The organism is Solwaraspora sp. WMMB762, assembly GCF_049179115.1.
Classification (GTDB): domain Bacteria; phylum Actinomycetota; class Actinomycetes; order Mycobacteriales; family Micromonosporaceae; genus Micromonospora_E.
In genome coordinates, this window is sequence record NZ_JBMHMD010000001.1 from 5583648 (window position 1) to 5597601 (window position 13954).

The window sequence follows — 13954 nt, forward strand, 5'->3', positions numbered from 1 at the left end:
GCGCGACCCCAGACCGACGACGAGACAAGGTAGACCTGTGCGTACGTACAGCCCGAAGCCGGGTGAGATCGAGCGTCAGTGGCATGTGATCGACGCCTCTGACGTCGTGCTGGGCCGCCTGGCCACCCACGCCGCCACGCTGCTGCGCGGCAAGCACAAGCCGACTTTCGCGCCGCATGTCGACACCGGTGACTTCGTCATCGTCGTCAACGCCGGCAAGGTGGCGTTGACTGGCAACAAGCGGCACACCAAGGTGGCCTACCGGCACTCCGGATACCCCGGCGGGCTGAAGCAGGTCGGCTACGACGAGCTGCTGGCCAAGCGCCCCGAGCGGGCGATCGAGCTGGCCGTCAAGGGCATGCTGCCGCACAACAAGCTCGGTGCCAAGCTGATCCGCAAGCTCAAGGTCTACGCCGGCGCCGAGCACCCGCACGGCGCGCAGCAGCCGGTGCCGTTCGAGATCAAGCAGATCGCGCAGTGAGCGCGGGCGAAGGAACCAGCATGACCGACACCACCGAGGCCAGCCCGGTCGCCGTTGCCGAGACCGAGCCGGCCACCGCCGTGACGCCCGCGCCAGTGGTGCGCGCGCCGCGCGGCGAGCGCCCGATCCAGACCGTTGGGCGGCGCAAGGAAGCCATCGTCCGGGTGCGGATCGTCCCCGGCTCCGGCAAGATCACCTGCAACGGTCGCGAGCTCGAGGAGTACTTCCCGAGCAAGGTGCACCAGCAGCTGATCCGGGAGCCGCTGGTGACGGCCGAGAAGGCCGAGGCGTTCGACGTGATCGCCAACCTGCGCGGTGGCGGCATCACCGGCCAGGCGGGTGCGCTGCGGCTGGGCATCGCCCGGGCGCTGTGCGCCAATGACGGCGACGACCGCCCGGCGCTGAAGAAGGCGGGTTTCCTCACCCGCGACGACCGGGTCAAGGAAAGCAAGAAGTACGGCCTGAAGAAGGCCCGTAAGGCTCCGCAGTACTCGAAGCGCTAGTCCGACACGGCTGAACGGACGGCTGGGACACCTCCTTCGTGGGGTTTCTCGGCCGTCCGTGCTTTTTTGTCTAGTTGATGCGGATTCTTCCGTTCATCGGCAGTATCTTCATCGGTTGCCGGCCCGCTCGCCATCGCAGCGGGGCGGATCCCTACCCCCGACGGGGCGGCGGAGCGGCACCATTAGCGGGACCATCGGAGGATGACAGGTATGGCGCGGCTGTTCGGCACCGATGGCGTACGCGGGCGGGCCAACGCCGATCTCACCCCGGAGCTGGCGCTGGCGGTCGCGGTCGCCGCCGCGCACACCCTGGCCGAGCGGGATCCGAGCCGTCAGCCGCTGGCCGTGGTCGGCCGCGACCCGCGGGCCAGCGGCGAGATGCTGGAGGCCGCCGTGGTGGCCGGGCTGACCAGCGCTGGCGCGAACGTGTTGCGGGTCGGTGTGCTACCGACCCCCGGTGTCGCGTTCCTGGTCGGCGAGACCAAGGCCGACTTCGGAGTGATGCTCTCCGCGTCGCACAACCCGATGCCGGACAACGGCATCAAGCTGTTCGCCGCCGGTGGGCACAAACTGCCGGACGATCTCGAAATGAGGATCGAGGCCGCGATCGGCGCGGCGATCGAGGGCGACGGGTCCACCGGCCGTCGGCGACCCACCGGGGCCGGGATCGGCCGGGTGAGTGACCTGCTGGACGGGGCCGAGCACTACGTCGGGCATCTGGTCGGCACGGTCGACCACCGGCTCGACGGGCTGCGGGTGGTGGTCGACTGCGCGAACGGGGCGGCGGCCGAGGTCGGCCCGGTCGCCTACCGGGAGGCCGGCGCGGAGGTCATCGCGATCAACGCCGAGCCGAACGGGCTCAACATCAACGACGGTTGCGGCTCGACCCACCTCGACGTGGTCCGGGCCGCCGTCCTCGAACACGGTGCCGATCTTGGGCTGGCCCACGACGGCGACGCCGACCGGTGCCTGGCGGTGACCGCCGACGGCACCGAGGTGGACGGCGACGAGATCATGGCGATCCTGGCGCTGGCCATGCGCGACGCCGGCACGTTGACCGCCGACACCCTGGTGGCCACCGTGATGAGCAACCTCGGTCTGCGACTGGCCATGTCCCGGGAGGGCATCAAGCTGGTCGAGACCAAGGTCGGCGACCGGTACGTGCTGGAGGAGCTGCGGGCCAGCGGGCTGGCGCTGGGCGGTGAGCAGAGCGGGCACATCGTGATGCCCAGCTACGCCACCACCGGCGACGGGGTGCTCACCGGGCTGCAGCTGATGTCCCGGATGGCGGCTACCGGATCTTCGCTGGCCGGCCTGGCCGCCGCCGTCACCAAGCTGCCCCAGGTGCTGATCAACGTGCCGGTCGGCGACCGGGTCGCCGGCGCCGGAGACCCGGCGGTACGGGCCGCCGCCGAGCAGGCCGAGGCCGAGCTGGGCGGCACCGGGCGGGTGCTGCTGCGCCCGTCCGGCACCGAGCCGCTGGTCCGGGTGATGGTCGAGGCGGCGACGGTGGAGACCGCCCGCTCGGTCGCCGAGCGGATCGCCGCCGCCGTCCGCGCGGCCAGCCCGGCCTGAACCCGGTCCGGCCCGCCCGGCCTGTTCCCGTCTGCCCGGCCCCGTCAGCCGGCCGGTCGCAGGCCGGCCAGCCGCCGGCTGGCTTCGGCGAGGACCTCGGGACGTTTGCAGAAGGCGAACCTGACCAGCAGCCGCCCGGCGTCCGGCTCGTCGTAGAACACCTGGGTCGGAACCGCGACCACGCCACAGCGCTCCGGTAGGGACAGGCAGAATTCGATCCCGTCGGTGCCGCCCAGCGCACTGATGTCGGCGGTGGCGAAGTAGGTGCCCTCCGGCACCAGCACCCGGAATCCGGCCTCGGACAGCCCGGCCACCAGTTGGTCGCGCTGCGCCTGCATGTGCTGCCGCAGCCCGGTGTAGTAGCTGTCCGGCAGGTCCAGCGCCACCGCGACGGCTGGCTGCAGCGGCCCGCCGTTGACGTAGGTGAGGAACTGCTTGACCCGGGCGGTGGCGGAGACCAACGCGGCCGGCCCACTGGCCCAGCCGATCTTCCAGCCCGTACAGGAGAAGGTCTTGCCGGCCGACGAGATGCGCAGCGTCCGGTCTCGCATCCCGGGCAGGGTGGCGAGCGGGACGTGCGGGGTGTCGGCGTCGGTGAAGACGAGGTGCTCGTACACCTCGTCGGTGACCGCCCAGATGTCGTGCTCCCGGCAGATCGCGGCGATCGCGGTGAGCTCGGCGACGGTGAAGACCTTGCCGGTCGGGTTGTGCGGGGAGTTGAGCAGCACCAGTCGGGTACGCGGCCCGACCGCGGCGCGCAGTGCGGCGGGGTCGAAGGCGTACCGGCCGTCCCCGTCGGGACGTAGGGTGACCGGCCGGCGGACCGCCCCGGCGAGCGCGATCGCGGCCGCGTACGAGTCGTAGTAGGGCTCGAAGCAGACGACTTCGTCGCCCGGCTCGCACAGCGCGAGGATGGCGGCGGTGATCGCCTCGGTCGCGCCGGCGGTGATCAGGACCTCGGTCTCCGGGTCGTAGTCGAGATCCCAGAAGCGCTGCTGGTTGCGGGCGACGGCGGTGCGCAGCGCCGGAATCCCAGGACCGGGTGGGTACTGGTTGTGGCCGCTGCGCAGCGCCTCGGTGGCGGCGGTCAGCATCACGGTGGGCCCGTCGGTGTCCGGGAAACCCTGGCCGAGGTTGACCGCGCCGGTGCGGACGGCAAGAGCGGACATCTCGGCGAAAATCGTCGTGCCGAACGGGCGCATGCGGCGGACCAGGGGGTCGATGTCGGCGGGGGCGCCGGGGGAGGTGACCACCTCGCCACTTTATGCGGTCCATCGAAACAGATGACGGCACCCGTACTTTGCACCATAAGGCGGGTTTGGTCGGTTACTGCTCAGCGTGCTTGATTGATTGCTGGGGTTATGCGCACAGCCGATGAGCGATCGTGGGTTAGGCTACGACTCATGTGTGGAATCGTGGGGTACGTCGGCACGCGGCCGGCGCTGGGCATCGTGCTGGACGGGCTCCGGCGGCTCGAATACCGGGGCTACGACTCGGCCGGCGTGGCGATCGTCTGTGACGACGAACTGCGCACCGAGAAGCGGGCCGGCAAACTCGCCAACCTGGAGAAGGCGCTCGGCGACGAGCGGTTCGGCACCGGCACGGCCGGTGACACCACGACGGCCGACGGCACCGGCTGCCCGGCCCCGGTCGGCATCGGCGACGGCACCGCCGGCATCGGCCACACCCGGTGGGCCACCCACGGCGGACCGACCGACCGCAACGCCCACCCGCACGTGTCCCGGGACGGCCGGATCGCGGTGATCCACAACGGGATCATCGAGAACTTCGCCAAGCTGGTCGCCGAGCTCGAAGCCGACGGGGTCGAGTTCGTCAGCGACACCGACACCGAATGCGCCGCCCACCTGCTCGCCGCCGCGCTGGCCGACCTGCGGGCCGCCGGCGAGCCGGAGGGGCCGCGGCTGCTGGCCGCCGCGATGCGTCGGGTGTGTCAACGCCTCGAAGGCGCGTTCACCCTGCTCGCGGTGGACGCCAGCATCCCGGACGCGGTGGTCGGAGCGCGGCGCAACTCCCCGCTGGTGGTCGGTCGCGGCCCAAGCGAGCACTACCTGGCCAGCGACGTCTCCGCGTTCATCGAGCACACCCGCGACGCCGTCGAGCTCGGTCAGGACCAGGTCGTCCTGATCACCCCGGACAGCATCGAGATCACCGACTTCTCCGGCGCGCCGGCGCTCGGCCGCGACTTCCACATCGACTGGGACGCCTCCGCCGCCGAGAAGGGCGGCTACGACTACTTCATGCTCAAGGAGATCGCCGAGCAGCCGCAGGCGGTCGCCGACACGCTGCTCGGCCGGCTCACCGAGACCGGCGAGATCATGCTGGACGAGGTCCGCCTCACCGACCAGGACCTGCGCGACGCCGACAAGGTCTTCATCGTCGCCTGCGGTACGGCGTACCACTCCGGGATGGTCGCCAAGTACGCCATCGAACACTGGACCCGGATCCCGTGCGAAGTGGAGCTGGCCAGCGAGTTCCGTTACCGGGACCCGGTGCTGGACCGGTCCACCCTGGTGGTGGCGATCTCCCAGTCCGGCGAGACGATGGACACCCTGATGGCGCTGCGCCACGCCAAGGAGCAGAAGGCCCGGGTGCTGGCGATCTGCAACACCAACGGTTCCACCATTCCGCGCGAGTCCGACGCGGTGCTGTACACCCACAGCGGCCCGGAGATCGCGGTCGCCTCCACCAAGGCGTTCCTCACCCAGCTGGTGGCCTGCTACCTGATCGGCCTGCACCTGGCCCAGGTACGCGGCATCAAGTACGCCGACGAGGTGGCCGCCGTGGTCAGCCAGCTGCAGGAGATGCCGGACAAGCTGCGGCAGGTGCTGGACTCGATGGAACCGGTCCGCCAGCTCGCCCGGGACCTCGCCACCGCCAACCAGGTGCTGTTCATCGGCCGGCACGTCGGCTACCCGGTCGCCCTCGAAGGCGCGCTCAAGCTCAAGGAGCTCGCCTACATGCACGCCGAGGGCTTCGCCGCCGGCGAGCTCAAGCATGGCCCGATCGCGCTGATCGACCAGGGCACCCCGGTGGTCTGCGTGGTGCCCTCACCGGCCGGCCGGGGCATGCTGCACGACAAGATCGTGTCGAACATCCAGGAGGTACGGGCCCGGGGCGCCCGTACCGTGGTGATCGCCGAGGAGGGCGACACCGCCGTGGCACCGTACGCCGACGATCTGATCTACGTACCGCGCACCCCGACGCTGCTGGCCCCGCTGTTGACCACGGTGCCGCTGCAGGTGCTCGCCTGCGAGATCGCCGCCGCCCGGGGACACGACGTCGACCAGCCCCGGAACCTGGCGAAGTCGGTCACCGTGGAGTGACCGCCGGGCCCGTGCCGGGGCGGCTGCCAGCCGGGTGGTCGACGCCGAGCACGATCCGGGCCATCGAGTCCAGCGCCGGATTGTCCCCGGCCCAGTAGCCCAGATGCCCCGACGCGTCACCGGTGAAGACCCGGGCACCGAAGTCCTCGCCGCTCGGGTCCTCGCCGTGCCACAGCCGGTCGCCCGGCCACAGCTGCGGCCAGGTCGCCCGGCGGATGACATCGTTGTCGGCGGTGGTGGCCCACACCCGGTCGGCCGGCACCGCCAACTCGCCCACCCGATCCACCCCCACCCCGGGCGAACCGACGAAGATCAGGTTGTCGGCGGCCAGGCCGGGTGCCTGGGCCGCCGTACCCACCACCAGCGAGCCGTAGCTGTGTCCGAGCACCGTCAGCCCGCCCGGGTCGCCGTCGCGGTTGACGCCCAGACCTTCCTGGAACCGGCGCAGGTCGGCGGCCCCGGCCCGCGCCGGGGCGGTGCTGGCCGCCTCGTTGACGAACGCCGGCGCTGCGTAGTCCAGCCACAACACGGCGGCGGTCGACTCCTGCGGAGCCAACTGCTGGCAACGTCGCAGCACCTGCTCGGTGCGGACCAACTCGCCGCCGACCCGGTCGAGACCGCTGCCCATCCCCGGCACGTGGGTCAGCACGCGTCGGGCCTGATCGGGATCGCCCAGCGCGAGGATCACCCGGCCGGTCGAGGCGGGGGCCGACGGATCAGCCGGCCGGCCGGCACCGCCGTCCAGCGCCAGCAGGTAGGCCCGCGGGCCGGCTGCGGACGCGAGCCGGTCGTCGACCGTGTCCAAGCCGTCGATCAGCCGGTCCAGCCGGCGCAACCGCGGCACCGCCGTCGGGTCCGTGCTGTCCAGCAGCGCCGCCCGCTCGGCCAGCAACGCCGTCCGCTGCCGACCCAGCAGCAGCCGGTTCGCCTGGTCTCGAACGGCCGCCGGCAGACCGTCCCACCGACCGACCCGGGCCGGCTCGTGTCGGATCAACCAGCGTCGCTGCGCGTCGTCCAGCCCGGCCCACCAGGCCCGCACCGTCGCCGGCGCGGCCGACGGCGGCGGCCGCGTCGCCGGCGGGCGGGCCGGCCAGCCCTGGCTGGCGGCGGTGGCGGCCGCGTCGAGCCGGCGGGCCGCGTCGACGTCCGCCTCGGTGGCCAGGGCAAGCGCGTCGGCGACGCCGGCGGCCACCCGGCGGGCACCGGCCAGGGTCGGTGCGTCCGGGCGGGTCACCGCCGGGTCCACGCCGACTCGACCGTCCCGGTCGATCGACAGACCGAGCACCCCCGCCGTGGCGACCCAGTCGGCGAGCACCGCCTTGGCCCGGGCCAGCTGCTCGGCGTACCGGCTGAGGATCTGGTCGACGACGCACAGCGCCGGGCCGACGGCGTCCAACCGGTCACCCAGGCCGGCCAACCGGGTGTCGGCGGCGGTCGCCGCCGGGCCGGACCAGCCGGCGCGCAGTGCCCCGGCCGCCCCGGCCACCTCGGCGGCCCGCCGCTCGACCGCTGGTTGCCGGCGCCGCCAGCCGTACGCGGCCCGTTGCCAGGCCGCCGGGTCGGCCCGCCACAGCTGCCGGTACGTGATCACCCGGCCAGCCGGTGGACCGCCCGCCAGTCGGCGGCGTCGTACTCGTCGGAGGCCCTGGCCAGCGCCTGCCCGGTGGCGGCCGCGTCCGCGCCGGCCCGGCTCACCTGCCGGTGCACTGCGGCCTCCACCGTGACCAGCAGGTCGGCTGCGGCCCAGCCCGGTGCGGCGACGGTCAGCTCCGGCTGGCCGGCCAGCCCGTGCGCCAGCCGGTAGGCCAGCCCGGTCAACCGGTCGGCGGCGTCGTGCAGCACGGCCGGCCGCACCCGCAGCGGCCCGCCGCCGGCCGGGCCCACGTCGTTGCCGGGCAGTTCACCCATGTCGCCTCCGTTCACCCATGTCGCCTCCGTTCACCCATGTCGCCTCCGTTCACCCATGTCGCCTCCGTTCGCCCGTGTCGGCTCCGTTCACCGTGTCGCCTCCGTCGGCATGCGTCGATGGGCAGACGCTAGCCGGAACCGGCGGCGTGGCGGGGGACCCTGTGGACAATCGGCGCAGCGGTTACCGTCCCGCCGGTCCCCGCCGCCGGTAGGGTGACCGTGGGCGGTGAGCGACGAAGCGGCGCGGTGGAGGTACGCGAATGATCCAGGTGTGGCGGGTGTCCGACGTCCGCAGCGCCGAGCAGGCGCTGATGGCGACCGTTCCACCGGGGACATTGATGCACCGGGCCGCCGCCGGCCTGGCCCGCAGGTGCGCCACCCTGCTCGCCGAGCGCGGCGGGGTCTACGGTGCCGAGGTGCTGCTGCTGGTCGGCTCGGGCGACAACGGCGGTGACACGCTGTACGCCGGAGCCCGGCTGGCCCGCCGGGGTGCCCGGGTCACCGCCTGGCTGCTGCGACCGGACCGGGTCCACTGCGGCGGGCTCGCCGCGCTGCGGGCCGCCGGCGGCCGTACCATCGACGGCCGGACCGCCGACGGCGCCGGCCGGCACGCGGACCTGATCCTGGACGGGATCGTCGGCATCGGGGGCACCGGCGGGCTGCGGGAGCCGGCCGCCGGTGCGCTCGCCCGGGTCGGCGAGCTCACCTCGGCACGCGGCGGTCGGCCGGTCATGGTCGCGGTGGACGTGCCCAGCGGCGTGGCGGTCGACACCGGCGGGGTGCCCGACGGTGCTGCGGTGCCGTCGGCCGGAGCCGGCCTTGCCGGAGCCGGGCCCGCCGCGGCCGGGACGGACACCGTACGAGCCGACGTCACCGTCACCTTCGGCTGCCTGAAGCCGGCCCTGATGGTCGGACCGGCCGCCGTCCGCGCCGGCCACGTGGACCTGGTCGACATCGGCCTGCGACCGTGGCTGCGCGGCACACCCGCGTTCGAGGTGCCCGGTCGCGACGACGTGTCAGCCTGGTGGCCGACGCTGGCCCCGGCCGCCGAGAAGTACACCCGGGGAGTCGTCGGGGTGGCGACCGGATCGGCGACCTACCCGGGCGCGGCGGTGCTCTCCGTCGGCGGGGCGGTCGCCGGGCCGACCGGCCTGGTCCGGTACGCCGGCAGCGCCGCCGCCCAGGTGCTGGACCGGTACCCCTCGGTGATCGCCACCGGTCGGGTCGCCGACGCCGGCCGGGTGCAGGCCTGGGTGTGCGGCTCCGGGCTGGGCGGCGGGGAACACGCCGTGACCGAGCTGCGGTCGGTGCTGGCCGCGCCGGTGCCGGTGGTGCTGGACGCCGACGCGTTGACCATGCTGGTCGACGGCAGCTGGGCGGAGCAGCTACGCGGCCGGCAGGCACCCACCGTGATCACCCCGCACGACCGGGAGTTCGCCCGGCTCGCCGGCCAGCCACCCGGCGACGACCGGGTCGGGGCCGCGCTGCGGCTGGCCGCCTGGATGCGGGCGACCGTCCTGCTCAAAGGCGACCGTACGGTGGTCGCCGCCCCGGACGGACGGGCGTACGTGAACGCCACCGGCACCCCGGCGCTGGCCACCGGCGGCACCGGCGACGTGCTGGCCGGCCTGCTCGGCTCGCTGCTCGCCGCCGGGCTGGACCCGCAGCGGGCGGCGTTGGCCGCCGCGTACGTGCACGGCCTGGCCGGCCGGGCCGCCGCCCGGAGCGGGCCGGTCACCGCAGTCGAGGTGGCCGCCGCGCTGCGCCCGGTGGTGGCCGACCTGACCGGTGGGTGACGGTGACCTTCCGACGGGTGACGATGATCTGACCCGGCCGGCCGCCGACCTGACCGGCTGGGAACCTGCCCGATCAGGTGACCGGTCAGTAGGCTGGCCTCATGTGGCAGGCAGAGGTGCGGGTCGACCTGGACGCGATCCGGGAGAACGTGGCCCGGCTGCGGGCCGGCACCAGCGCCGAGCTGATGGCGGTGGTGAAGGGCGACGGGTACGGCCACGGCATGGTGCCGGCGGCCCGGGCCGCCCTCGACGCCGGAGCGGACTGGCTGGGCGTCTGCACCCTCGGTGAGGCGCTGGAGCTGCGCGGTGCCGGACTGACCGGGCCGGTGCTGGCCTGGCTGCTCAGCCCCGGACTGCCCCTGCACGACGCGGTCGCCGCCGACGTCGACCTCGGCGTCGGCAGCCGCGCCCTGCTGTCCGAGGCCGTCGCCGCGGCCCGACTCGCCGGCCGGCCGGCCCGGTTGCATCTCAAGATCGACACTGGCTTGTCCCGGGGTGGGGCCACCGGCGACGACTGGCCAGAGCTGGTCGAGGCGGCCGCCAAGGCACAGTCCGACGGCACCGTCGAGGTGGTCGGGGTGTGGAGCCACTTCGTCTTCGCCGACGCGCCCGGCCACGCCACCATCGACCGGCAGTTGGCGGCGTACCACGACGGGCTCGCCGTGGCCAGCCGGTACGGGCTGCGACCCCGCTACCGGCACCTGGCCAATTCGGCGGCCACCCTGACCCGGCCGGACACCCACTTCGACCTGGTCCGGCCCGGTATCGCCTGCTACGGGCTGTCCCCGGTGCCGGGCGAGACCTTCGGTCTGCGACCGGCGATGACCGTCCGTGCCCGGGTGATGCTGGTCAAACGGGTCCCCGCCGGGCAGGGCGTCTCCTACGGGCACACCTACCACACCGAACGGGAGAGCACCCTGGCCGTGGTGCCGCTCGGCTACGCCGACGGCGTGCCCCGGCACGCGTCCAACACCGGGCCGGTGCGCCTCGGCGGCCGGACGCGCCGGATCGCCGGGCGGGTGTGCATGGACCAGATCGTGCTCGACTGCGGCGACGACGAGATCAACGCTGGGGAGGTGGCCACATTGTTCGGTGACGGACGCGACGGCGGCCCGACCGCCGACGACTGGGCCGACGCGGTCGGCACCATCAACTACGAGATCGTCACCCGGTTCGGTAGTCCCCGGGTGCCCCGGATCTACCAGGACATCCGGCCATGAGCGGGCAGCGGGCCGGTGCGCAGAAGGTGGCCCGGACCGCCGGCATCGTCGGCGCGGCCATCGGCGTCGCGGCTGCCGGGGTGACCGCGACGGTCACCGTCGAACGCGCCCTGGTGCGCCGACTCAAGCGGGAGGTGGCGGACCGGTACGCCGACGAACCCTTCGGCGAGCTGCCCTACGACGAGACCCGGGTGGTCACCGCCGCCGACGGCACCGACGTCTACGTGGAGATCGTCGAGCCGGACGACGCGGCACCGCTGCGGCCGACCATCGTCTTCGTGCACGGCTACTGCCTGGACATGGGGACCTTCCACTTCCAGCGCCGGGAGCTGACCCGGCGGGGAGAGTACCGGTTGGTCTGCTACGACCAGCCCGGCCACGGCCGCTCCGGCCGGCTGGAGTCCGGCGACTACGAGATCGACGCGCTCGGTGAGACGCTGCGGGCGGTCATCGAGCAGGCCGCCGGTGACGGCCCATTGATCCTGGTCGGACATTCGATGGGCGGTATGACCATCATGGCCCTGGCGCAACGGCATCCGGAGCTGTTCCGCGACCGGGTGGTCGGCACCGTACTGATGGCGACCTCGGGCAGTCTGGTCGACGAGGCCCGGCTCGGTCTGCCGGCGATCCTCAGCCGGGCCGGCTCGCCGCTGCTGATGCTGGTCAACAACGCCACCCGGCTGACCGGTCCAGTGATCGACCGGCTGCGGGTGGCCACCGCCGACCTCGCCTGGCTGCTGACCCGCCAGTACGGCTTCGGCACCGCCCGGCCCAGCCCGGCGCTGGTCAGCTACGTGGAGCGGATGAACTCGCGGACCTCGGCGGAGACCGTCACCCGGTACGTGCGGACCCTGCTGACCCACTCCCGGTACCCGGCGCTCGCGGTCCTGGAGAGCAGCCCCACCCTGGTCATCGTCGGCGACAAGGACATGATCACCCCGGTGACCCACTCGGAGGAGATCCTGCGTCGGCTGCCCGACGCCGACTACGTGAGGATCCCCGACGGTGGGCACGTGGTGATGCTGGAACACGCCGACCGGGTCAACGCGGCGCTGTTCGCGTTCCTTGCGAAAATTGCCCGATGACCGTCCGGATTCCGCTACCCGAACTGGCCGACACCCACGACCTCGGCCGCCGCCTCGGCCGGCTGCTGCGCCAGGGTGACCTGGTGGTGCTGACCGGTCCGCTCGGTGCCGGCAAGACCGCCCTGGTGCAGGGGATCGGCGACGGCCTCGGGGTACGCGGCGACGTCACCTCGCCGACCTTCGTCATCGCCCGGGTGCACCAGCCGGATCCGGCCCGGGGCGGCACGCTCACCCTGGTGCACGCCGATGCGTACCGGCTCGGCGACGCGCCCGACCCGCGGGCCGAGATCGACGACCTCGACCTGGACGCCGACATGGACCGGGCGGTCACCGTCGTCGAGTGGGGCGAGGGGATGGTCGAGCAGCTCGCCGAGGCGCACCTGCTGATCCGCATGCACCGGGCCGAGGACGACTCCCGGACCGCCGAGGTGACCGGGCGGGGCCTCGGCTGGTCGGGCCGGCTCGCCGCACTGGACCAGCCGGCCGGCCATGCTGGACGGTGATGTCGTAGGCCACCCGTAGAGTGCCGGACGGCGCGCAGCTATCCATGAGGAGGGGCGGCGGCCACCACCGAGGCGTGACGAAAGGCTCCCGAGATGCTCGATCTGCTGGCCATGCTGCCTTCTGCCTGGGCCACCGCGCTCACCCCGCACCTGGACCCGGCCGGCACCGCCGCGCTCGGCCGGTACGTCGCCGACGAGTACGCCGACCAGACGGTGTACCCGCCGGTGGAGGACCTGTTCACCGCGTACCGGCTGTGCCCGCCGGAGCAGTGCCGGGTGCTGATCCTCGGCCAGGACCCGTACCACCGGGCCGGGCAGGCCCACGGGCTGAGCTTCAGCGTCCGCGACGGGGTGCCGGTGCCGCCGTCGCTGCGCAACGTCTTCAAGGAGCTGGGCACCGATGTCGGGGTGCCGATGCCGCGCAGTGGTGACCTGACCGGCTGGGCGGCCCAGGGCGTGCTGCTGCTCAACGCGGTGCTCACCGTGCGGCAGGGCCGGCCCGGCTCACACGCCGGCAAGGGCTGGGAGGAGTTCACCGACGCCACGATCGCCGCGCTCGACGCCCGCGACCAGCGGGTCGTCTTCCTGCTGTGGGGCGGCTACGCCCGCAAGAAGCGCGGGCTGATCACCAACCCGGGGCACGTCGTGCTGGAGGCCGGCCACCCCAGCCCGATGAACCCGCGGGGCTTTCTCGGCAGCCGGCCGTTCAGCGCCACCGACAAGGCGCTGGCCGATGCCGGCCTGCCCGGCATCGACTGGAGCCGGACCGGTGGTGCCGATCAGCCGGTGGCCGGCTGACCGGTCAACCGCCGCTCCCCGGCGACCGGCTGACCGCTGCGGCCCGCCCGGTGCCGGTCCAGTAGCCGGGCGACGCCCGGATCGGCGATCGCCAGCTCGGCCAGCGGCACCACCGGGTAGTGCCGCTCGCCGTGCCGTACGTCGATCGACTCGGGGAGTTCGTCGCACATCCGGGCGTGGATCTCCCCGGCTATCGTCTGCCACCGGTGTGGATACGGCTCGCGCGGATCGACCGGAATGTGCCGGTACTCCTGCCAACGGTCCATCCACCGGCTCGCGTACCGGCCGGTCAGCCATTCGCTGATGGTGTCCGCCTCGGACCAGAGCAGGGCCACGTGCACTCCGGGTGCCGGCACCGGTGCGCCCTGCAGCAGTGCGGCGGTCGGACCGTCGAATACGTAGCTGATTCCGTCGACGTGGCGGCGGAACCGCTCGACGTCGGTGTCCAGGAGCCGGTCATCGATCCCGCGGTCGGCGAGTTGCGCTATCTGCCGGTCCACGTCCTCGTCGAGGTCCTCGACTCCGACCACGAGCTGCCGGCCCAGCGCCGCGAACAACCGCTCGACCAGTGGTAACGCCGCGCCCCGGTGACCGGACTCGACCCGGGCCACGGTGGTTTGCGCGATTCCGGTGGCCGTGGCCAGATCCCGCTGGGTCAGCCGGCGGAGTTCGCGTTCCTGCCGCAGCAGCCGGCCGACCTCCCCGCCGAGCCGGGTCGACGATTCCATTCGCTGATGGTCC

General features: G+C 73.2%; 13 protein-coding genes. 9 read left to right on the forward strand and 4 right to left on the reverse strand.

Features of this window, described 5'->3' with window-relative positions; genetic code table 11:
- Nucleotides 1–37: 37 nt before the first annotated feature.
- The 3 genes from rplM to glmM all read left to right on the forward strand — a co-directional run bounded on the left by rplM (nucleotide 38) and on the right by glmM (nucleotide 2559).
- Entirely contained in the window at nucleotides 38–481 is a 444-nt protein-coding gene (gene rplM, locus ACN27J_RS25015) for a 50S ribosomal protein L13 (RefSeq protein ID WP_123606095.1), read from the forward strand.
- A gap of 20 nt (nucleotides 482–501) precedes the next feature.
- Nucleotides 502–984, forward strand: coding sequence for a 30S ribosomal protein S9 (gene rpsI, locus ACN27J_RS25020; protein ID WP_278173744.1), 483 nt, complete (start codon nucleotides 502–504; stop codon nucleotides 982–984).
- Between the two features lie 210 nt (nucleotides 985–1194).
- The gene (gene glmM / locus ACN27J_RS25025; RefSeq protein ID WP_421372448.1) at nucleotides 1195–2559 is read left to right on the forward strand and encodes a phosphoglucosamine mutase; all 1365 of its coding nucleotides are present in this window, start codon (nucleotides 1195–1197) and stop codon (nucleotides 2557–2559) included.
- Between the two features lie 44 nt (nucleotides 2560–2603).
- Here glmM and ACN27J_RS25030 read toward each other — a convergent pair whose 3' ends face one another.
- Nucleotides 2604–3812 (reverse strand): pyridoxal phosphate-dependent aminotransferase, encoded by a 1209-nt coding sequence (locus tag ACN27J_RS25030; RefSeq protein WP_421369965.1) that lies wholly within the window; start codon nucleotides 3810–3812, stop codon nucleotides 2604–2606.
- Between the two features lie 150 nt (nucleotides 3813–3962).
- On the opposite strand from ACN27J_RS25030, the gene glmS reads away from it, so the two are divergent.
- Nucleotides 3963–5903: a glutamine--fructose-6-phosphate transaminase (isomerizing) gene (gene glmS / locus ACN27J_RS25035; protein WP_278173749.1), complete on the forward strand. Its 1941-nt coding sequence runs from the start codon at nucleotides 3963–3965 to the stop codon at nucleotides 5901–5903.
- Here the strand turns inward: glmS and ACN27J_RS25040 are convergent.
- Both ACN27J_RS25040 and ACN27J_RS25045 read right to left on the reverse strand, forming a co-directional pair.
- Nucleotides 5890–7494 carry an alpha/beta hydrolase gene (locus ACN27J_RS25040; protein ID WP_421369967.1) on the reverse strand — a complete coding sequence of 535 codons (1605 nt, stop codon included), beginning with the start codon at nucleotides 7492–7494 and terminating at the stop codon, nucleotides 5890–5892. The two genes, glmS and ACN27J_RS25040, sit on opposite strands and share 14 nt — an antisense overlap.
- Nucleotides 7491–7811 (reverse strand): hypothetical protein, encoded by a 321-nt coding sequence (locus ACN27J_RS25045; protein WP_421369969.1) that lies wholly within the window; start codon nucleotides 7809–7811, stop codon nucleotides 7491–7493. The genes ACN27J_RS25040 and ACN27J_RS25045 overlap by 4 nt, the downstream gene beginning before the upstream one ends.
- Nucleotides 7812–8071: 260 nt before the next feature.
- On the opposite strand from ACN27J_RS25045, the gene ACN27J_RS25050 reads away from it, so the two are divergent.
- The 5 genes from ACN27J_RS25050 to ung all read left to right on the forward strand — a co-directional run bounded on the left by ACN27J_RS25050 (nucleotide 8072) and on the right by ung (nucleotide 13213).
- Nucleotides 8072–9607, forward strand: a complete 1536-nt coding sequence (locus ACN27J_RS25050; RefSeq protein WP_421369971.1) for an NAD(P)H-hydrate dehydratase — start codon at nucleotides 8072–8074, stop codon at nucleotides 9605–9607.
- Between the two features lie 101 nt (nucleotides 9608–9708).
- Nucleotides 9709–10827, forward strand: a complete 1119-nt coding sequence (gene alr, locus ACN27J_RS25055) for an alanine racemase (RefSeq protein WP_421369972.1) — start codon at nucleotides 9709–9711, stop codon at nucleotides 10825–10827.
- Nucleotides 10824–11912 carry an alpha/beta fold hydrolase gene (locus ACN27J_RS25060; protein WP_421369974.1) on the forward strand — a complete coding sequence of 363 codons (1089 nt, stop codon included), beginning with the start codon at nucleotides 10824–10826 and terminating at the stop codon, nucleotides 11910–11912. Before alr ends, ACN27J_RS25060 begins: the two co-directional genes overlap by 4 nt.
- Entirely contained in the window at nucleotides 11909–12415 is a 507-nt protein-coding gene (tsaE, locus tag ACN27J_RS25065) for a tRNA (adenosine(37)-N6)-threonylcarbamoyltransferase complex ATPase subunit type 1 TsaE (protein WP_421369976.1), read from the forward strand. Before ACN27J_RS25060 ends, tsaE begins: the two co-directional genes overlap by 4 nt.
- Before the next feature lie 93 nt (nucleotides 12416–12508).
- Nucleotides 12509–13213, forward strand: a complete 705-nt coding sequence (gene ung / locus ACN27J_RS25070; RefSeq protein WP_421369978.1) for a uracil-DNA glycosylase — start codon at nucleotides 12509–12511, stop codon at nucleotides 13211–13213.
- Here ung and ACN27J_RS25075 read toward each other — a convergent pair.
- Nucleotides 13195–13941, reverse strand: coding sequence for a helix-turn-helix domain-containing protein (locus tag ACN27J_RS25075; RefSeq protein ID WP_421369980.1), 747 nt, complete (start codon nucleotides 13939–13941; stop codon nucleotides 13195–13197). The genes ung and ACN27J_RS25075 overlap by 19 nt on opposite strands.
- Nucleotides 13942–13954 lie beyond the last annotated feature (13 nt).

What these genes read in the sequence shown, in the direction of transcription:
- alr (WP_421369972.1), top strand. Translation starts at nt 9,709, where the DNA reads ATGTGGCAGGCAGAGGTGCGGGTCGACCTGGACGCGATCCGGGAGAAC.
- ACN27J_RS25045 (WP_421369969.1), bottom strand. Translation starts at nt 7,811, where the DNA reads ATGGGTGAACTGCCCGGCAACGACGTGGGCCCGGCCGGCGGCGGGCCG.
- ACN27J_RS25060 (WP_421369974.1), top strand. Translation starts at nt 10,824, where the DNA reads ATGAGCGGGCAGCGGGCCGGTGCGCAGAAGGTGGCCCGGACCGCCGGC.
- ACN27J_RS25050 (WP_421369971.1), top strand. Translation starts at nt 8,072, where the DNA reads ATGATCCAGGTGTGGCGGGTGTCCGACGTCCGCAGCGCCGAGCAGGCG.
- rpsI (WP_278173744.1), top strand. Translation starts at nt 502, where the DNA reads ATGACCGACACCACCGAGGCCAGCCCGGTCGCCGTTGCCGAGACCGAG.
- ung (WP_421369978.1), top strand. Translation starts at nt 12,509, where the DNA reads ATGCTCGATCTGCTGGCCATGCTGCCTTCTGCCTGGGCCACCGCGCTC.
- glmS (WP_278173749.1), top strand. Translation starts at nt 3,963, where the DNA reads ATGTGTGGAATCGTGGGGTACGTCGGCACGCGGCCGGCGCTGGGCATC.
- glmM (WP_421372448.1), top strand. Translation starts at nt 1,195, where the DNA reads ATGGCGCGGCTGTTCGGCACCGATGGCGTACGCGGGCGGGCCAACGCC.
- ACN27J_RS25075 (WP_421369980.1), bottom strand. Translation starts at nt 13,941, where the DNA reads ATGGAATCGTCGACCCGGCTCGGCGGGGAGGTCGGCCGGCTGCTGCGG.
- tsaE (WP_421369976.1), top strand. Translation starts at nt 11,909, where the DNA reads ATGACCGTCCGGATTCCGCTACCCGAACTGGCCGACACCCACGACCTC.